The sequence below is a fragment of the Pseudomonas sp. 10B238 genome (assembly GCF_000970615.1).
Classification (GTDB): Bacteria; Pseudomonadota; Gammaproteobacteria; order Pseudomonadales; family Pseudomonadaceae; genus Stutzerimonas.
Map to the genome: position 1 here is coordinate 240314 of NZ_KQ033931.1, position 19599 is coordinate 259912.

Consider the following 19599-nt stretch of genomic DNA (forward strand, 5'->3'; position numbering starts at 1 on the left):
GCCGAACCAGACGCACCCGTGCCCAGCCCTGAGGAGCAACATGTACCCCAACCGAATCTTCCGTGCCGTCACTGCCACCGCACTGGGCCTGCTATTAGGTGCCTGTGCACCATCCGATCCATACGCGCAGACAAGCCAGGCACTGACCGACGAAGTGCTGTTGCCGGCCTATGCAGACTGGGCCGAAGCCAACCGCCGTATGGCAGCCAGCAGCATCGCCTTCTGTGCAGACAACGAGGAGCTGGCCGATGCGCGCGAGGCGTTCCTTCAGGCGCAGCTCGCCTGGGCCGGATTGCAGCCCTTGCTGATCGGGCCGATGGGTGAGGGCAACCGTGCCTGGCAAGTACAGTTCTGGCCTGACAAGAAGAACCTGGTCGGTCGCCAGATCGGCTCGCTGTTGAAAAGGAAGCCCCAACTGACGCAGGCGGACCTGGAGAGCGGCAGCGTCGTGCTGCAAGGGCTTTCTGCCTATGAATATGTGCTGTACGACAAGGCCGTCGATCTGACCGACAGCGCGACCAAAGCGCGCTATTGCCCCTTGCTGCAAGCTATCGGTGAGCATCAGCAGAAGCTCGCGGCCGACATGCTGCAGACCTGGAATGCCAAAGACGGCATGGCCGCCCAGCTGAGCGAATTTCCCAACGAGCGCTACGCTGAATCAGCCGAAGCGATCGCCGACCTGCTCCGAGTCCAGGTCACTGCACTGGACGGCCTGAAGAAAAAACTCGGCGCACCGCTGGGTCGCCAGAGCAAAGGCTTTCCGCAGCCCTTCCAGGCCGAAGCCTGGCGCAGCGACGCCACTCTGCCCAGCATCGATGCCGCGCTCGCAGGCGCTCAGCAATTGTGGCTGGGCACGGATGGGAACGGTCTCAAGGCGCTGGTACCGACCGAGCAGGCTGATCTGGCCAAACGCATCGATGTCGCGTACGAAACGGCGCGCCAGCACTTGGTGGATATCATGCTGCCGTTCAGCGAGTTGATTGCCGACGAAGCCGGTCGAGCACGTCTCGATGCGCTGTACCAAGACATCGATGCTTTGCACCGTTTGCACCAGACCGAACTGGCGCGGGCCCTCGGAGTGCAGATCGGCTTCAATGCCCACGACGGAGACTGATATGAAACGCCGTGCTTTCCTCGGCCTGGGCAGCGCGCTGGTGGCCGCGTCAGCCGTTGGCGGCTGGGCGTTGACCCATCACACCGAACAACCGTTACTTCTCTCGGCCCGTAACGATGCCGACGGCCGCCACTATGCGGTCGGCTACCGGCTCGATGGCAGCCCGGTATTTGCCACGCCGGTCAAGGAGCGCTGCCACGATGTCTATGCGCATCCGCATCTGCCGCTTGCGGTGTTCGTCGGGCGTCGACCGAGCCGTGAAAGCTATCTGATCGACAGCCGTGACGGGACGTTACTACAGGTACTGACGTCACCACCTGACCGCCATTTCTATGGCCACGGAGTGTTCCACTCCAGCGGTGACTGGTTCTATACCACCGAAAACGATACCGCCGAAGCCGGTCGCGGCGTGCTTGGCGTCTATCGCGTCGAGGGCCGCCAACTGATACGGAGCGGTGAGCGTTCGACCCACGGTATCGGGCCGCACCAGCTACTGTGGATGCCCGATGGCGAAACCCTGGTGATCGCCAACGGCGGGATCCGGACCGAGGCCGACAGCCGGGAAATGATGAATCTCCACGCCATGGAGCCCAGCCTGGTGCTGTTGCACCGCGATGGCACGCTAATCAGCAAGGAACAGTTACCCGAGCAGATGAATAGCGTGCGTCACCTCGCGGTAGCGGCGGACGGCACGGTGGTGTCGGGCCAGCAGTATGAAGGCGACCCGATGGATCCTGTGCCACTGCTGGCGATCAAGCGTCCCGGTCAGGCGTTCCAGGCGTTCCCGCTGGGTGAAACGCAACGCCAGACCATGAACCAGTACACCGCCAGCCTGGCGATCAATGACAGCCTTCGCCTGCTGGCCGTGACCGCGCCACGTGGCAACAAGGTGTTCATCTGGGACTTGGATACAGCAGCGCTGCGTGAGGAAATTCATCTACCGGACTGTGCTGGCGTTGGGGCAGTCGAGCAAGGTTTTGTCGTCAGCTCCGGCCAGGGCCGCTGCCGCCTCGTCGACTGCACCGGCAAGGCGTTCGTCAGTACCCCGCTGCAGCTACCCCCAGGGCTTTGGGATAATCATCTGCGACTGGTCTGAAAGCCTTCAAGTATCGAACAAACCGGCCGAAACGCCGGCAAGCGAGCAGTCTTTCTGACTGCACGTTGGAAACTTGCCCCTAGCGCAAGCGCATCCTCTTCGATACGAGAACGCCCAGATGTTCCTGAAAAAATCCCTGCGTGCCCAGCTGCTCGCGCTGATAGGCGGAAGCTTGTTGTTGATGCTGGCCATCGCGCTCGCCAGCTTTTCGTTTCTCTCCGATGACATCGGGGCGTATCAGCGTCTTCTCAAAGGACCGATCGAAGCCTCACGCCTCATCGATCAATCCAACCTCGAGTTCAAAGTGCAGGTTCAGGAGTGGAAGAACGTATTGCTGCGCGGTAAGTCTCCGGAAAACCTGGCCAAATACTGGCAGAGTTTCGAGGAACAGGAACGCAAGGTACAGACGCTGCTTGGCACGCTGATACAGCAAAGCCAGGGCGACCCGGCATTGGCGGGCCAGATTAAAAGCCTGCGTGACGAACACCTGAAGCTTGGCACGGCCTATCGCGCGGGACGCGATGCATTCATCGCTGCCGGCGCGGATCCGGCTGCAGGCGACGCAGCTGTCAAAGGCATCGACCGTGACACCAGCGAGCAGCTCAGCGCACTGGTCGCACAACTACGTGATTCGGCCCTCGGCAGCTCGGAAACTATCAGCGAAGCGGCAGACCGGACCATCACTGTTGGGGCCCTGATCATGCTTGCCGCTGGCGTGCTGATCGGCCTGTTCAGTGCCTGGCTGGTCAATCGCAACCTGATCAATCCGATCCGCCATCTGATCGATCATGTTGCCAATCTCAGCAAGGGCAACTTCAAAGAGCGTGTGGACACCAGCCGCGCTGATGAACTGGGTCGTCTTGCGGTTGCCGCCAACGTGCTACGCGACTTCCTCGCCGATACCTTCACCCGTTTGCAGCGCAGCACATCAGATTTGGACACCGCCAGCGGGGAGCTCAACGCGATTGCGGCCCTGATGGGCCAGGGCACCCGCGAGCAGTTTTCCCGAACCGATCAGGTCGCCACAGCGATGCACGAGATGTCTGCCACCGCGCAAGAGGTCGCACGCCATGCGGCCGACGCTGCGCACGCCGCAGACGCCGCCGACCAATCAGCGCAACAAGGCGAGGCCATGATGCGCTCGACGATCGAGACGATCACCCATATGCGTGGCGAGATCAGCAATACCGCCACCGTGATCCGTCGGCTGGAAGCCGACAGCGGTCGCATCGGCAAGGTGCTGGAAGTGATCCGCGGCATTGCCGACCAGACCAACCTGCTCGCGCTGAACGCAGCCATCGAAGCCGCCCGTGCCGGCGATGCAGGCCGCGGCTTCGCCGTGGTAGCGGATGAGGTGCGTACGTTGGCCAAGCGTACCGCCGACTCCACAGCGGAAATTCACCAAATCATCGACACCGTACAGACGGGGGCGGTGAATGCCGTGCGGGCAATCGAAAGTGGCCAGAGCCGCAGCGATGAAGGCGTCGAACAGGTCACCGAAGCGGGCGGCATGTTGCAGCGCATCACGTTGGAAGTGGAAGCGATTCGCGACATGAACCGCCAGATCGCGACCGCTGCAGAAGAGCAGACATCCGTCGCAGAGGACATCTCACGCAACCTCACTGAAATTACCGCCATCGCCACGGCCAATCAGGACAATGTTGAGCGCACCGAGAAGGCCAGCCAGGATCTACATGGGCTGTCCGCTCAGCTCAGCGAAGTCACTCACCGCCTGGCGGGCTGATTGCCAATGCAACGGAAAGGCCCTGCCCATACGGGGCCAGATGGAATTTGGTCGATAGGCATCTAGGGTCCCAGGGGCGCCGTTAGCGTCCCTTCCCTTACCCTCGGACGAAGCCTGATATCCCGCTTTACTTGCACCCACTTCACGGCTAACTTCCATTCTCCTTCTGCTCCAGGGCTGAAGCGCCATGGCGGCGAATCGCTGCACCTGCCCGTGGCTCGCGCGTTCAATAGAACTGCGTCGCTTCATAGCCATGGTCAGCCGGCTCATTACTCCAAGGAATACGGAAAATGTTGCGCCGCATGCTGCTGATGCTTGGCGCGGTGATCGTCACGGTATTGATCCTTGCCGCCCTCAAATTCAACTCGATCTACTCACAGATTCAGCAATTCAAGGCGCCGAAGCCGCCGATCAATGTCGAGGTCGTTACCTCCAGCAAGCAGCCCTGGCAGAGCCGTCTACCGGCCATCGGCACGCTTAGCGCATCGCAGGGCATCGACCTGTCGGTGGAGATCGCCGGCACCATCAGCGATGTGCAGTTCCGCTCGGGTGAAAAAGTGCGACAGGGTCAGCCCATCGTCCTGCTCGACAGCGAGATCGAGCAGGCGAGCCTGGCAGCTGCAGAAGCGGACCTGCATCTGGCAAAGGTGGAATTTCAGCGTGCTCGCAGTCTGATCGACGGACAGGCCATATCACGCAGTGAGTTTGATCGGCTCAACGCCCAGTCGCAGAAAGCCGCCGCTACGGTCGCACAACTGAAGGCCAGCCTGGCGAAAAAGCGCATTCTTGCGCCCTTCTCCGGGACCATTGGGATTCGTCAGGTAGACGTCGGTGACTTCGTTGCCGCCGGCACGCCGATTGCCACCCTGCAGGACCTTTCGACGCTGTTCGTCGATTTCTACCTGGCCGAACAGCAGGTGCCATTGCTCGCCATTGGGCAAGCCGTGCGCATCCAGGTCGCCGCGTTTCCCGGCGAGCAGTTCGAGGCACGAATCGTCGCGCTGAATCCCAAGGTGGAAGTCACCACCCGTAACGTGCAGGTGCGTGCGGAGCTGGACAACCCCGACGAACGCCTGCTGCCAGGAATGTTCGCCGATCTGCAGGTGCTGCTGCCCAGCGAGGTGCCACGGGTCGTGGTGCCGGAAACTGCCCTCACCTTCACCCTGTACGGCAATTCGGTTCTGGTCGTGAAGGCCGGTGAAGCGCCTCAGGCCGAGGAAGGAGCCGAAGAAACCCGCGAGGTTCCCGAACGCGACGAGCCCTACCTGATCGTGGAGCGCCGTTTCGTCGAGACCGGCGAACGCCGTGACGGCCGGGTTGTGATCCTCGAAGGTCTGGAGCCTGGTGAACAGGTTGTTATCGCCGGTCAGCTCAAGCTGGACAACGGCGCTCATGTCGCCATCGCCGAGCAGCGCACGCTCGAACTCGAGCCAGACAGCGCGTCGGACGACCGCTGACTGAGGCACTGACTACAGGGACATAGATCGCCATGGCTTTTACCGACCCGTTCATACGCCGTCCCGTGCTGGCCAGCGTGATCAGCCTGCTGATCGTGCTGCTTGGCCTACAGGCTTTCAATAGCCTTGTGATTCGCCAGTATCCGCAGATGGAAAGTGCGCTGATCACGGTGACCACCGCCTATCCGGGCGCCAACGCGGAAACCATCCAGGGCTACATTACCCAACCGCTGCAGCAGAGTCTGGCCAGCGCCGAGGGCGTGGACTACATGACCTCGGTCAGCCAGCAGAACGTATCGATCATCTCGGTCTACGCGCGAATTGGTGCCGATACCGACCGGCTCTACACGGAGTTGCTCAGCCAGGCCAATTCGGTGAAGAACCAGTTGCCGCAGAACGCCGAAGACCCAGTGCTGAACAAGCAAGCCGCTGATTCCACGGCGCTCATGTACATCAGTTTCTACAGCGAACAACTGAGCAACCCGCAGATTACCGACTACCTGTCGCGCGTCATCCAGCCGAAGCTGGCCACCCTCCCCGGCATGGCCGAGGCGGAGATCCTCGGCAATCAGGTATTCGCCATGCGCCTGTGGCTGGACCCGGTGAAGCTCGCCGCCTACGGACTCTCGGCGGGGGACGTGAACGAGGCCGTGCGCAAGTACAACTTCCTCTCGGCAGCCGGCGAGGTGAAGGGGCAGTACGTTGTCACCAGCATCAACGCCGATACCGAACTGAAGACCCCGGAGGCCTTCGCCGCCATTCCGCTGAAGACCCAGGGCGACAGCCGCGTGCTGCTCGGAGATGTGGCGCGGGTCGAGATGGGTGCTGAAAGCTACAACGCCATCAGCTCGTTCGACGGCATTCCGTCGGTCTATATCGGCGTCAAGGGCACCCCGAGCGCCAACCCGCTGGATGTGATCAGCGAAGTACGCGCCGTCATGCCGGAAATCGAGTCGCAGCTACCACCCGGCCTAAAGGTCACCATCGCCTACGACGCCACCCGCTTCATCCAGGCGTCCATCGACGAAGTGGTAAAAACCCTCGCCGAGGCCGTGGTGATCGTGATCGTCGTAGTGTTTCTGTTCCTCGGCTCGCTGCGCTCGGTGCTAATCCCGGTGGTCACCATTCCGTTGTCGATGATCGGTGTGATGTTCTTCATGCAGACCATGGGCTACTCGATCAATCTGCTGACGTTGCTGGCCATGGTGCTGGCGATCGGCCTGGTGGTCGATGATGCCATCGTGGTGGTGGAGAACATCCATCGGCACATCGAAGACGGCAAGACCCCGTTTCAGGCGGCGATCGACGGCGCGCGGGAGATCGCCATGCCGGTCGTCACCATGACCATCACCCTGGCGGCGGTCTATGCACCCATTGGTTTTCTTCAAGGCGTGACGGGCGCGCTGTTTCAGGAGTTCGCGCTGACGCTGGCTGGAGCGGTACTGATCTCCGGCGTGGTGGCGCTGACGCTATCGCCGATGATGTGCTCTCGCCTGCTGCGTCATGAAGAGAACCCGACTGGGCTGGCCCATCGGTTGGACCTGATCTTTGACCGGTTGAAAGTTCGCTATCAACGAGCGCTGCATGGCACCTTGGACACCCGGCCAGTGGTGTTAGTGTTTGCACTGATCGTCCTCGGGCTGATTCCCGCCCTGCTCACTTTTACTGAAAGCGAGCTGGCGCCCGAAGAAGACCAGGGCATCATCTTCATGATGGCCAGCGCGCCGCAGACGGCCAACCTCGACTACCTCAACGCCTACACCGATCAGTTCCTGACCATCTTCAAAACGTTTCCCGAGTACTACTCCTGGTTTCAGATCAACGGCTTCAACGGCGTCCAAAGCGGCATCGGGGGCTTCCTGATGACGCCCTGGAACGAGCGGGATCGCACTCAAATGGAGGTGCTGCCAGAGGTGCAGGCGCAGATCGACAAGATTCCGGGCCTGCAGGTCTTCGGCTTCAACCTGCCTTCCCTGCCCGGTACCGGCGAAGGCCTGCCGTTCCAGTTCGTAATCAATACGGCATCCGATTACGAGTCGCTGCTGCAGGTGACCGAGCGCATCAAGGAGAAAGCCCAGGCCTCGGGCAAGTTCGCCTTTCTCGACGTGGACCTGGCATTCGACAAGCCTGAGATCGTCGTCGATATCGACCGCGAAAAGGCCGCACAGATGGGCGTGACGATGGAAGACCTCGGCATGACCCTGGCGACACTGCTTGGCGAAAGCGAGATCAACCGCTTCACCATCGAAGGCCGCAGTTACAAGGTGATCGCGCAGGTCGAACAGGCCTACCGAGACAACCCAGGCTGGCTGAGCAACTATTACGTGAAGAACGATCAGGGCGAAATGCTGCCCTTGTCCACGCTCATCACTGTCAGCGACCGCGCCCGTCCCACTCAGCTGAGCCAGTTCCAGCAGCTCAATGCCGCAACCATCCAGGGCTTTCCGATCGTCAGCATGGGCGAGGCCATCGATACGTTGCGCAGCATCGCTCGCGAGGAGGCGCCGCAGGGGTTCACCTTCGATTACGCCGGAGCCTCGCGCCAGTACATCCAGGAAGGCAACGCCCTGTATATGACCTTTGCACTCGCCTTGGCCATCATCTTTCTGGTCCTGGCGGCGCAATTCGAGAGCTTCCGCGATCCGCTGGTCATCCTTGTTACGGTGCCACTTTCCATCTGTGGAGCGCTGGTTCCCCTGTTTCTCGGCCTGTCGAGCATGAACATCTATACCCAGGTCGGACTTGTGACGCTGATCGGATTGATCAGTAAACACGGGATCATGATTGTCGAGTTCGCCAATCAACTACGTCGTGAACAGGGGCTAAACCGTAGAGAGGCTGTCGAGGAAGCCGCAGCGATACGTTTGCGACCGGTCCTGATGACCACTGCCGCGACAGTATTCGGCATGGTTCCGCTGATCCTGGCCAGCGGTGCCGGTGCGGTGAGTCGCTTCGATATAGGAATGGTGATCGCCACGGGCATGACCGTGGGCACATTGTTCACGCTGTTCGTGCTACCAGCCGTCTATACGGTGCTGGCAAGCCCTGAGCGTGCCGGTAACGCGGCGACGGTAGATTAACCGTCGATAGTGTCAGTCAACGCCAAAGGGGCAACGTAGAGGTGGAATCGACTCAACTGCGCCCTACAAGGCTCTGCGACAGCCCGTACATGAACAGCAGCAAATCCTGATCAGGCTGGGTGTTCTGTATCTCTGTGCGAGCAATACGCGGCACCGCACAGTGGCTGCTCTGGTCGCTTTGGGCAACAACTCTGGCATCCGGTTCGCTCCATGCCGCCGCACACAATGATGCGACGCCGAGCGAGCCGGCTAGGAATACTCCTCGAGCAATTTCAAGTTTCATCGCGCAAGCCTTTGTTATTCGGTGAATCGAGAAAGTCACCATAGACGACGTACTGCCAACGCGCCTGAAAAAAAGACAAATGGACCAAATTTCTTAAAGAGGCCACAGGAGCCGAGGCGACTGCATACGCCACGGTCGGATCAACCGAAACGACGGGCATAAAAAAGCCCCGCACTAGGCGGGGCTTTCTACAGCGGGAGCCGGGTGGCTTACATCATGCCGCCCATACCACCCATACCGCCCATGCCACCCATATCCGGCATGCCGCCACCAGCCTTGTCGTCAGCCACTTCAGCAATCATCGCTTCAGTGGTGATCATCAGGCTGGCGATGGAAGCCGCGGCCTGCAGAGCCGAACGGGTTACCTTGGCAGGATCGAGAATACCCATCTCGATCATGTCGCCGTACTCGTCGGTCGCAGCGTTGTAACCGTAGTTACCGCTGCCCTGCTTGACCTTGTCGACCACAACGCTTGGCTCGCCACCGGAGTTAGCAACGATCTGGCGCAGCGGCGCTTCGACAGCGCGACGCAGCAGGGTGATGCCCACGTCCTGATCGGCGTTTTCGCCCTTCAGCTCGGAGATCGCCTGCAGTGCACGGACCAGAGCGACACCGCCGCCAGGGACCACGCCCTCTTCAACGGCAGCACGGGTTGCGTGCAGCGCGTCTTCGACACGGGCCTTCTTCTCTTTCATTTCAACTTCGGTACCGGCACCGACCTTGATCACGGCAACACCGCCAGCCAGCTTGGCCAGACGCTCTTGCAGCTTCTCTTTGTCGTAGTCGGAAGTCGTGTCTTCAACCTGCTTGCGGATCTGCGCAACGCGGGCTTCGATGTCGACCTGCTGACCAGCACCATCGATGATGGTGGTGTTTTCCTTGTTCAGTACGACGCGCTTGGCGTTACCCAGGTGCTCCAGGGTAGCGGTTTCCAGGCTCAGGCCGACTTCTTCGGAAATCACGGTACCGCCAGTCAGGATGGCGAGATCCTGCAGCATGGCCTTGCGACGATCGCCGAAGCCAGGTGCCTTGACCGCAGCAACCTTGACGATGCCACGCATGTTGTTCACGACCAGAGTCGCCAGGGCTTCGCCCTCGACGTCTTCAGCAACGATCAGCAGCGGGCGACCGGCTTTGGCAACAGCTTCCAGCACCGGCAGCATTTCGCGAATGTTGGAGATCTTCTTGTCGACCAGCAGCAGCAGCGGGCTGTCCAGCTCGGCGACCATTGTGTCCGGCTTGTTGATGAAGTAAGGGGACAGGTAGCCACGATCGAACTGCATGCCTTCTACGACGGACAGTTCGTTTTCCAGGCCCGAGCCTTCTTCAACTGTGATCACGCCTTCTTTACCGACCTTTTCCATGGCTTCGGCGATGATGGCGCCGATGGAGCTGTCGGAGTTGGCGGAGATGGTGCCAACCTGAGCGATGGCCTTGAAGTCAGCGCATGGCTTGGACTGGTTCTTCAGCTCTGCAACGATGGCGATGGTCGCCTTGTCGATGCCGCGCTTCAGATCCATCGGGTTCATGCCGGCAGCGACAGCCTTCAGGCCTTCGTTGACGATCGACTGAGCCAGAACGGTAGCAGTGGTGGTGCCGTCGCCCGCGTCATCGTTGGCACGGGAAGCAACGTCCTTGACCAGCTGCGCGCCCATGTTTTCGAAACGGTCCTTCAGCTCGATTTCCTTGGCAACGGAAACGCCATCCTTGGTGATGGTCGGAGCGCCAAAGCTCTTCTCGATCACGACGTTACGGCCTTTCGGGCCGAGGGTCGCTTTTACCGCGTCAGCCAGGACGTTGACGCCAACCAGCATCTTCTTGCGAGCGGAGTCGCCGAACTTAACTTCTTTAGCAGCCATGTTGATTCTTCCTCAAATTCTGTTGATGGAACGCTGTTCGCTAAAAACGAGCGCTGATCAGCCTTCGACGACGGCGAGAATTTCGTTCTCGCTCATCACCAGCAGGTCTTCACCGTCAACCTTGACGGTGTTGCTGCCGGAGTAAGGGCCGAACACAACCTGATCGCCAACCTTGACGGCCAGCTGACGGACTTCGCCGTTGTCCAGAACGCGGCCAGTGCCTACAGCGACGATTTCGCCACGGTTTGGCTTCTCGGCAGCGGAGCCCGGCAGCACGATGCCGCCTGCGGTCTTGGTTTCTTCTTCGCTGCGACGAATTACGACGCGGTCATGCAGAGGACGAAGCTTCATTGTCGATCTCTCCTAGTACAGTGGTTTCCATGCCGATGCATTCTCATCGGCGGGTTGGCAAATCCGGCGGTGCCGGTTGCGGCCCGCAATGCGAGCCGCAGAAGACGGACTGTCAAAATGCGACAGCGACCTTGCGGTGACCGCTACATGCGGGCGTCAAAAATGATTTCAAGGGCGGGACGATGATTTTTTGCATTTACAGAAGATAAAAAGGCATGCCGTGGCATGCCTCTCTGGAGCGGATGCGACCTACTTGTCGCGACGTTCCCACTCCCCCTCGATGACGTTAGGCCGCTGTGGCCCGTCCCGGTGTTCCTGCTGCTGGCGCAGATCGTCAGCAAAGGCTCGGCGACGCTGAGCCTGCGCCTCGACACGACGCCCGACAAAGCCGAGGAACAGTTTGCGCGTCGGTGGAAACAGCACCAGCAGTGCGACGACGTCGCTGAGAAATCCGGGCAGGAACAACAACCCCCCGGCAAGAGCCATCATCAAGCCCTGGAGCATTTCCCGTTCCGGCAACTCACCGCGAGCCAACCGCTCGCGTGCACGCCAGGCGGTGGCAAATCCGGCCAGACGCATCAGCAGGATGCCGGCCATGCCGCTGATGACCAACAGGAGAATGGTGGGCAACACGCCGATGGAGCTGCCGACCTTAATCAGCAACGCCAGCTCGGCCAGCGGAAACAGGAGAAACAGCAGTAAGAATATTCGCATCGATAATCCTTGGCGGAAGAACGGCTTCCGATTTCGTGTAGATGACGGCGGGCTGCAGCGAATTCAACCCATCCGCCAGATAGGCTGTAACCGGATTATTCTTCGCTGCGCTCACGCGAGTATTAATCAGCGACGAGCCATCGCCACCAGTGCCTGTCGCACGGCGCCTGCGCTGGTACAGCTATCCGGAAATGCCAACCAATGAATGGCCTGACCGATGCTCAGGTGAAAGCCTTCGCTATCGATTCCAATCATGCGCGCCTCCGGGGCAGACGGCAGGCCTGCCTGGTGAACGTAGTGAGCAATCGCCGAGCTGTGGTCCTGATTCATGTGGTCAAGCATGTCGACCTCGCCACCGCTTGCGCGCGCAAACGGATTAGCCAATGCCACCTGATCCAGCCAATGGATCGCGCCGAAGCCGCCGATGTAGCGCCAGCGCACCGGCTGCAACGTCCAGAAGTCAAAGTCGTGGACGCGGTGGTAGTCGCGCGATTCCGGGAAATAACGGTAATAGCGTTCGGCCGCGGCGCCGACCGCTGCTTCGTCCGTTAGCGGCACCGCCTCGGCCAGCAGGGTGAGGCGGCCGGTTGCCTGCACATCCTCGGCGCCACGTTCGGCGACCAGCAGAGAACAGCGCGGGTCCGCCCGCAGATTCTTCGTATGCTGGGCGATCCGACTGATCAAGATCAGCGGCCAGCCTTCTTCGTTCAAGCAGTAAGGGACCGCTGAGCCAAAGGGAAATCCGGGCATGGCCTTGGAGTGAGTCGAGAGCACGCCGCGGTATTCCTTGAGCAGGAGTTGTCGGGCATGCTTGGCGGCTTGAACGCTCACGGGTGTTCCTCAACAGGGACGATTCGGCAGGGCATCAGCATAACGGTTTCGTCAGCGGACGTCGTTTACCGACGTCGGCAGGCATAGATAGGAGATAGGCATGCAGCTGAAAGACAAGGTCATCATTATCACCGGCGGTGGCCAAGGGCTCGGACGCGCAATGGGCGAGTACCTTGCCAGCAAAGGCGCCCGCCTGGCGCTGGTCGACCTTAATCAGGATCGGCTGGATGAAGCCGTGGCAGCCTGCAAGCACGCTGGCGGTGACGCACGCGCCTACCTGTGCAATGTCGCCAACGAAGAGCAGGTTAGCCACATGGTGAGCCAGGTCAGCGACGACTTTGGTGGCCTGGACGGCTTGGTCAACAACGCCGGCATTCTCCGCGATGGGCTCACCATAAAACTCAAGGACGGCGAACTGTCGAAGATGAGCCTGGCGCAGTGGCAGGCGGTGATCGACGTCAACCTCACCGGCGTATTTCTCTGCACCCGCGAGGTCGCCGCGAAGATGGTTGAGCTGAAGCGCCAGGGCGCGATCGTCAACATTTCCTCGATATCCCGTGCCGGCAACATGGGCCAGGCGAACTACTCGGCCGCCAAGGCCGGCGTGGCGGCAGATACCGTGGTGTGGGCGAAGGAGCTGGCGCGCTACGGCATCCGCGTCGCCGGTGTTGCACCCGGTTTCATCGAAACCGAAATGGTCGCGAGCATGAAACCCGAAGCGCTGGAGAAGATGACTGCCGGGATTCCACTGAGGCGTCTGGGCAAACCCCAGGAGATTGCCCACTCGGTAGCCTACATATTCGAGAACGACTACTACACCGGACGCATCCTGGAGCTCGACGGCGGTTTGAGGTTGTAGAAAAAGCTGGAGGCTGGAGGCAGCGTGCGGCATCGCGGCCGTACGCTGGGCAGGCTTGTCGTCAGGCCTCCCGCATCCAGCGCTTCTCCCGTCTCTACCGTTCTTACCAACCCACACCGAATCCGATGCTGTAGCGGGTTTCGTCCAGATCGCTCTCCGCACCGCTGACGATGTCCTTCTCGGCCTTCATGTTGAGCGACGCCCAGTCGGTCACTTTGTAACGCAGCCCCATTTCCGCGTCGAATTGATAGTCGGCGACATTTTCCAGTGGCTTGCCGATTTCACCGTTACTGAATATCTCGAAGGTCTTGCCCACCAGATAACGGTTGTAATTCCACTTCATGGCCAGCGAGTAAAACTGCTCCGTATTGCCGTTGGCGAACTCGTAGTCAGTGCGGTTGGCCAGCGAAGCCAGCGAGAACGCGCCCAGTTCGTTGTCCCAGAACTGGTAACCCGGACCTGTACCCACAGTGCGCTGACGCTGAACGTCCTCGATCTTGTCACGCTTGTATTCCAAGCGACCCTGCCAGAACCAGTGCTCATCGAGGAAGCGGTCCAGCGCGTACTCGGCCTCCCAGTTATCGGTGGCAGTTACGCCGTCGCGGTACTCCCGGTTGTAGCCACCGGAACCGTTGTGACGCCAGAGGCCATGACGCGCAGAGGTCTTGAACGAGATGTCATAGTCATCCGTGTCGGTTTCGGCACGTTTGTAGTCCAGCGCTACGTCAACGTTACCCTTCCAGGTCAGATCCTGAATGAGTGGCTTCGGGTGGATGATCTGCGTGATGCTGGCGAGCGGGACCGTACGCGGCGCGCCACCATTACTCAGCGTGACCATGCCGTCATCGGCCGCTTGTAGTGATTTCGCGACCTCGCCGGAGGCATCGTCCTCCTTGACCAGCAACTGCTGGTTGCTTTCCAGTGTCGCGACCTGGCTCCATTTCACCGGAATGGAGCCACCGTACTCGGTTTCGATGAGCAGCTTGCCGCCATCGAGCACGCTGATCTTGCCGGTCAGGCGATCACCGTTCTTCAGCCACACGGTGTCGGCCAATGTCGGCAGAGAAAGCGTCGAAAGGGTTACGCAAAGCAAGGTTCGTGAGAGCGGTCGGGAGAACATAGGCAAGAGGGCGTCTGCGGGTATAAGAGAAAGGCAGGCATTATCCTTATGCGCCCCAAGACGACAAGCGCTGGCCGCCAAGCGGAGCCTCGAATCACCACCAGCCTCATCACTAATGGAGCCTTTGCATGACGCGCCAGCCCTCTGATGCAGCGCACAGCGATCCCCGCACCGGTGACGCCGAAACCCGACGTGCCGCGTTATATCTGGCATTGGCGCAGATTCCCGAAGGCAAGGTCACCAGCTATGGCGAACTTGCCGCCGTCGCCGGGCTAGGCCGTGCCGCACGTTGGGTCGGGCGGGTCCTGTCACAGTTGCCTGACGATACGCGTCTGCCCTGGCACCGGGTGATGGGCGCAGGCGGTCGCCTGAGCCTGGCCGCCGGAACCGTCTCCGGCGAGGAGCAACGTGCCCGACTTCGCGCCGAGGGTGTGCAGGTGATCAACGACCGCGTCGACATACGTCGGCACGGCTGGCATTCGGCGGAGCACAGCGGGTAGAGTGCGCGCTTCATGTTCTGTCCCTGATTTGCCTTTATGTCCCGTGAAACCTGGCGCGCCGCGCTAGCCGCCTATGCCAGTCCAGCCTCACTGACTCTGCTGATCCTTGGCTTCGCTGCCGGGCTTCCTGCGATCCTGGTTTTTTCCACGCTTTCTGTATGGTTGCGCGAGGCGGGTGTGTCTCGCGAGACCATCGGTTTTGCCAGCTGGATCAGCCTCGCGTACGCGTTCAAATGGGTTTGGTCGCCGATGCTCGACCAGTGGCGGTTGCCCTGGATTGGCGGCTTGGGCCGGCGACGCTCGTGGCTGGTGTTGTCGCAGGCGGTCATCGCGGTCGGCCTGATCGGCATGGCCATGTGCAATCCGCAACAGAACCTGACCATGTTGATCGCACTGGCCGTGGCGGTGGCTTTCGCCTCGGCCACGCAAGACATCGCCATCGATGCCTATCGGCTGGAAATCGCCGAGGACAAATTGCAGGCCACGCTGGCCGCGAGCTACATGACCGGTTATCGCGTCGCCATGCTGTTGGCCAGCGCTGGGGCACTGTTTTTAGCCGAGTGGCTGGGCTCTAGCAACGTCGAATACAACCAGGCCGCCTGGGCCACGACCTATATCGCCTTCGCTCTCCTCATCCTTCCGGGCCTTGTCACCAGCCTGTTGATTCCCGAACCCCAAGGCGCCGCGCCGCTGCCTCATGGGCCGTCCAGATTCAGCTTCAACCATCAGATGGCTGCGGTCGGCCTGCTGCTGGTGCTGCTGATTTCCGTTCCCGCGATGATCAACGCACTGGTCGCCCAGGCCTGGCCACGTGCAACGCTGTATTTGCTGTTCATCATCGGTTCGCTGTCACCCTGGGGACGGTCGCTGATGGTTCCGGTGCGCCAGATGCTCCAACAGGCTGGTCAGCGCCAGCGCCCGGCACGCTTCGATTTTGTCCACCAGGCCGTATCGGTGATCGTTCTGATCATCCTCATGGTGTCTACAACCGGCATGTTCCAGTCCTACTGGGGCGGCTACTGGCCACGCGGCACCATGTATCTGCTGATTTGCTGGGGCTGCCTCTCCGGGCCGGGGCGGATTCTGATGGGACCGGTGCTGACGCCCATCACCGACTTCATCCTGCGCTATCGCTGGCAGGCGCTGTTACTGCTCGGACTGATCGCTACCTACCGGATGTCCGATACGGTAATGGGCGTCATGGCGAATGTCTTTTATATCGACCAGGGCTTTAGCAAGGATCAGATCGCCAGCGTCAGCAAGCTTTTTGGTTTAATCATGACCCTGCTTGGCGCTGCGTTTGGCGGCTTGCTGATCGTGCGTTTCAGCATCTTGCCGATTCTGTTCATTGGCGGTGCGGCATCGGCCGCGACCAATCTCATGTTCATGTTGCTGGTGGAAATGGGCGCCAACCTCAACATGCTGATCGTTACGATCTCATGCGACAACTTCAGTGGCGGGTTGGCCTCGACCGCATTCGTTGCCTATCTTTCGAGCCTGACCAATCTGAAGTTCTCTGCGACCCAGTACGCCCTGCTCAGCTCGTTGATGTTGCTATTGCCAAGGCTATTGGGCGGCTACTCGGGCGTGATGGTCGAGCATCTCGGTTACAGCAACTTCTTTCTGGTGACTGCGTTGCTCGGCATTCCGACGCTGGTACTGATTGTCTGGCAATGGACACGCAGTCGCCCGCAATCCACCAGCGCCGAGCCGATATCCTCGACCGAACACAGCTAACGAAAAAGCCGGCTACTGCCGGCTTTTTTCATCTTGCAGAACAGGTCTTAACGCTGGACCAGGTGTACCACCCGCTGCGGGAATGGAATACCGATCTCGGCTGCGTCGAAGCGCTCCTTGACCAACTCAGTAAAGCCGAAGGTCACCGGCCAGAAGTCACCGGTGGCGACCCACACCCGCAGCGACAGATTCACCGAACTGTCGGCCAGTGCAACAACATGGACCACCGGTTCAGGATCTCCTTGGGACACCGAGCGCCCGGACTAGGGCCGCTCGGCAAATGCGGGAAGTGGCATGAACGCGCGCGGGGTGATCAATCGCGGAAATTATTGAATTGCAGCGGCATTTCAAAATCCTTGGCGCGCAGCAGGGCGATCGCTTCCTGCAGGTCGTCGCGCTTCTTGCCGGTTACACGTACCTGCTCGCCCTGAATGGCCGCCTGCACCTTGAGCTTGGCCTCCTTGATGTACGCTACGATCTTCTTAGCCAGTTCCTTGTCGATACCCTCGCGCAGCACCGCCTCCTGCTTGACGGTCTTGCCGGATGGATAGGGATCCTTCAGCTCCAGACACTGGATATCGATCTTGCGTTTGACCAAGCTCAACTTGAGGATTTCCAACATCTGCTCCAATTGGAAATCTGCGTCGGCGGTCAGATTGATGGTCAGTTCCTTGAATTCGAAACTGCCTTTGCCACGCAGGTCATAGCGCCGGTCGAGTTCCTTGACAGCGTTATCTACCGCGTTGGTTACTTCGTGTTTGTCCAGTTCGGACACCACGTCGAACGAGGGCATGGGCTTCCTCCTGTGGAAACGGCGCAAGGGTGTGACCCAACGCGCTTAGCTTGACGGTTCAAATGCGCCATCATTATAACTGTTCGCGCTGCTCAGGCCTTTCCATTCCCTGTTGCAGCCCCTCTCCTTCTCCGAGTCCCTGAATGCCCAACCCCCAACTCAGCATCCTGGTGGTCGACGACGCCAAGTTCTCCAGCGTGATGATAGGTCGCGCACTCAGCAAGGCCGGGTACGAAGACATTCGTTTCGCCAACAGTGCCAGCGCGGCGTTGGAGCTGATTGAACAACGCCCCGCCAATGTTCTCCTCGCTGATTGGCTGATGCCGGAAATGGACGGCCTGGAGCTGACCGCTCAGGTCCGCCAGCAGGACGAGATGTCCGATCATTACACCTACATCATTCTCCTGACCGGCCGCGACGGCCAAGACGTGCTGAGCAAGGCGTTCGATCACGGCGTGGATGATTTCATCGGCAAGTCGGTGATGAACGACCAGCTCGTGCCCAGGGTGTTTGCCGCCGATCGACTGTGCGGCTCACTGCAGCGGCTAATGCGCGAAAACCGTCTATTGACCGAAAACATCGCCAGCCTGGAAAAGCGCAACCTGATCGACCCGATCACCGGGCTCGGAAACAGTCGTTACCTGCATCAGCGCCTTGGCGACAGCTTGCGCCAGATCGAAAGCCGCGGCGGTGCGCTGTGCTTTCTGCTGATAGGCTTGCCGGAGGTTCCCAGCCAGCGGGAACGCTACGGTGAACAGTTTCATCAGGACCTGCTGCGAGGTATCGCGAGACGTCTCCAGCAACTGGTACGCCCGCTCGACGTCCTCACCCGCCTGGATGATCGCCATTTCGGCGTGCTGACGCTGATTGAGGACTTGCGCGCGTGCGCTCCGAGCAGTTTCAAGCGGCTGCATGAAGGACTCAACCTCAAGGCGTTCAAGACCGACGAGGGCTTCATTTCAATCAAGGCCGGTATAGCGATGATCAGCCTCGATGCAAGCGCGCTGCCGGTCGATCCCAAGCGGGTCATCGCAGAGGCTGGATCGTTATTACCTGACGCATACGCCACGGGACGTATCGTGCCCATGCGGTACAAGCAGCCCGCCTGATGGCTGGCACCTGGCACGTACTGGGTGCCGGCAGCCTGGGCGGGTTGTGGGCGACGCGCCTGTTTCGCGCCGGCGTGCCGCTGCGCATCATCTTGCGTAATCCCCAACGGCTTGCCGAGTACCACGCCGCGGGAGGGCTTACGCTGATCGAGAATGGTGCGAGCCGTGTCTATCCAATACCGGCAGAGCTACCAGGGGCTACGACACCGATAGAGCGGCTACTGGTCGCCTGCAAAGCCTATGACGCAGAAGCCGCCGTCGCGGAACTAGCGCCGCGACTTGCCAAACAGTCGGAAATCCTCCTGTTGCAAAACGGCCTGGGCAGCCAGCAGGCCATTGCGACACGCTGGCCGGAGAGCCGCTGCATTTTCGTTTCCAGCACCGAAGGCGCTTACCGTCAGGCCGACTTTCGAGTCGTGCATGCCGGTCGGGGCCAGAACTGGCTCGGCGATCCGGTCAATCATCAAGCGCCGCCCTGGCTTGCCGAGCTGGACATGGCGGAGATTCCGTACGTCTGGGCGGACGACATCATGGCCAAACTCTGGCGAAAGCTGGCGATCAATTGCGCCATCAACCCGCTTAGCGTGCTGAACGATTGCCGTAACGGCGAATTGCTGAATCATCCCGAGCCGCTGCACCGGCTCTGCAACGAGCTCAGCGAGGTGCTGCGGGCGTGCGGCCAGCGCGCGGCCGCCGATGGGCTCGAGGCGGAAGTGTTGCGCATCATCGAGGCGACCGCGCAAAACTATTCATCGATGTATCAGGACGTGCGGAGCGGGCGCCGAACCGAAGTCGGCTTTCTGCTTGGGCAGGCTTGTAGGGCCGCACGTCAGCATGGTCTGGCAACACCCGAGCTGAACGAACTGTTCGAGCGACTCCAGACGCTCCTGCGCTGTCACGGATTGCCCCCCGACTGAGCCCCCGCTACCCTGCAGAAACACCCTTCGCCCGT

17 protein-coding genes and 2 pseudogenes are annotated in these 19599 nt (G+C 60.4%); 11 read left to right on the plus strand and 8 right to left on the minus strand.

The genetic code is table 11. The features are described 5' to 3' along the window. The first annotated feature begins 40 nt into the window (after positions 1–40). The 6 genes and pseudogenes from RT21_RS09615 (at position 41) to RT21_RS09635 (ending at position 8491) form a co-directional block, all read left to right on the plus strand. A complete protein-coding gene (locus tag RT21_RS09615; protein WP_046162571.1) occupies positions 41–1114 on the plus strand; it encodes an imelysin family protein in 1074 nt (357 codons plus the stop codon). A gap of 1 nt (position 1115) precedes the next feature. Next, positions 1116–2210, plus strand: coding sequence for a DUF1513 domain-containing protein (locus tag RT21_RS09620; RefSeq protein WP_046162572.1), 1095 nt, complete (start codon positions 1116–1118; stop codon positions 2208–2210). Between the two features lie 700 nt (positions 2211–2910). After that, positions 2911–3069 (plus strand): annotated as a pseudogene (locus RT21_RS24430) (HAMP domain-containing protein); the annotation flags it as partial. A gap of 171 nt (positions 3070–3240) precedes the next feature. Continuing rightward, complete coding sequence (locus tag RT21_RS24435; protein WP_371263608.1) at positions 3241–3954, plus strand: methyl-accepting chemotaxis protein; 714 nt, start codon at positions 3241–3243, stop codon at positions 3952–3954. A gap of 290 nt (positions 3955–4244) precedes the next feature. Beyond that, entirely contained in the window at positions 4245–5411 is a 1167-nt protein-coding gene (locus RT21_RS09630) for an efflux RND transporter periplasmic adaptor subunit (protein ID WP_046162574.1), read from the plus strand. A gap of 32 nt (positions 5412–5443) precedes the next feature. Beyond that, positions 5444–8491, plus strand: a complete 3048-nt coding sequence (locus tag RT21_RS09635; protein WP_046162575.1) for a multidrug efflux RND transporter permease subunit — start codon at positions 5444–5446, stop codon at positions 8489–8491. Between the two features lie 52 nt (positions 8492–8543). Here RT21_RS09635 and RT21_RS09640 read toward each other — a convergent pair whose 3' ends face one another. The 5 genes from RT21_RS09640 to RT21_RS09660 all read right to left on the minus strand — a co-directional run bounded on the left by RT21_RS09640 (position 8544) and on the right by RT21_RS09660 (position 12529). Then, positions 8544–8774, minus strand: a complete 231-nt coding sequence (locus tag RT21_RS09640; protein ID WP_046162576.1) for a hypothetical protein — start codon at positions 8772–8774, stop codon at positions 8544–8546. Positions 8775–8983: 209 nt separating this feature from the next. Beyond that, positions 8984–10633: a chaperonin GroEL gene (groL, locus tag RT21_RS09645; protein ID WP_046162577.1), complete on the minus strand. Its 1650-nt coding sequence runs from the start codon at positions 10631–10633 to the stop codon at positions 8984–8986. Between the two features lie 57 nt (positions 10634–10690). Further along, a complete protein-coding gene (locus RT21_RS09650) occupies positions 10691–10984 on the minus strand; it encodes a co-chaperone GroES (RefSeq protein ID WP_046162578.1) in 294 nt (97 codons plus the stop codon). 249 nt (positions 10985–11233) lie between these two features. Beyond that, positions 11234–11698: an FxsA family protein gene (locus RT21_RS09655; RefSeq protein ID WP_045425010.1), complete on the minus strand. Its 465-nt coding sequence runs from the start codon at positions 11696–11698 to the stop codon at positions 11234–11236. A gap of 126 nt (positions 11699–11824) precedes the next feature. Beyond that, complete coding sequence (locus tag RT21_RS09660; RefSeq protein WP_046162579.1) at positions 11825–12529, minus strand: HugZ family pyridoxamine 5'-phosphate oxidase; 705 nt, start codon at positions 12527–12529, stop codon at positions 11825–11827. A gap of 100 nt (positions 12530–12629) precedes the next feature. Between RT21_RS09660 and RT21_RS09665 the strand changes: the two genes are divergently transcribed. Continuing rightward, positions 12630–13388 carry an SDR family oxidoreductase gene (locus RT21_RS09665; RefSeq protein ID WP_046162580.1) on the plus strand — a complete coding sequence of 253 codons (759 nt, stop codon included), beginning with the start codon at positions 12630–12632 and terminating at the stop codon, positions 13386–13388. A gap of 103 nt (positions 13389–13491) precedes the next feature. Here the strand turns inward: RT21_RS09665 and RT21_RS09670 are convergent, their stop codons facing one another. Then, complete coding sequence (locus tag RT21_RS09670; protein ID WP_046162581.1) at positions 13492–14508, minus strand: DUF481 domain-containing protein; 1017 nt, start codon at positions 14506–14508, stop codon at positions 13492–13494. Positions 14509–14636: 128 nt separating this feature from the next. Here RT21_RS09670 and RT21_RS09675 point away from each other — a divergent pair, with 128 nt between their 5' ends. Then, positions 14637–15008, plus strand: coding sequence for an MGMT family protein (locus RT21_RS09675; protein WP_046162582.1), 372 nt, complete (start codon positions 14637–14639; stop codon positions 15006–15008). Between the two features lie 36 nt (positions 15009–15044). Further along, positions 15045–16745, plus strand: coding sequence for an AmpG family muropeptide MFS transporter (locus tag RT21_RS09680; RefSeq protein ID WP_046162583.1), 1701 nt, complete (start codon positions 15045–15047; stop codon positions 16743–16745). 47 nt (positions 16746–16792) lie between these two features. Here RT21_RS09680 and RT21_RS09685 read toward each other — a convergent pair. Together RT21_RS09685 and RT21_RS09690 are read right to left on the minus strand one after the other, a co-directional pair. Continuing rightward, positions 16793–16984: pseudogene (locus tag RT21_RS09685) on the minus strand (mechanosensitive ion channel family protein); the annotation flags it as partial. Between the two features lie 74 nt (positions 16985–17058). Beyond that, on the minus strand, positions 17059–17538 hold the full coding sequence (locus tag RT21_RS09690) for a YajQ family cyclic di-GMP-binding protein (protein ID WP_046162585.1): 480 nt from the start codon (positions 17536–17538) through the stop codon (positions 17059–17061). Positions 17539–17681: 143 nt separating this feature from the next. Between RT21_RS09690 and RT21_RS09695 the strand changes: the two genes are divergently transcribed. Both RT21_RS09695 and RT21_RS09700 read left to right on the plus strand, forming a co-directional pair. Further along, positions 17682–18647: a response regulator gene (locus tag RT21_RS09695; protein ID WP_045425001.1), complete on the plus strand. Its 966-nt coding sequence runs from the start codon at positions 17682–17684 to the stop codon at positions 18645–18647. After that, on the plus strand, positions 18647–19564 hold the full coding sequence (locus tag RT21_RS09700; RefSeq protein ID WP_046162586.1) for a putative 2-dehydropantoate 2-reductase: 918 nt from the start codon (positions 18647–18649) through the stop codon (positions 19562–19564). The genes RT21_RS09695 and RT21_RS09700 overlap by 1 nt, the downstream gene beginning before the upstream one ends. Positions 19565–19599 lie beyond the last annotated feature (35 nt).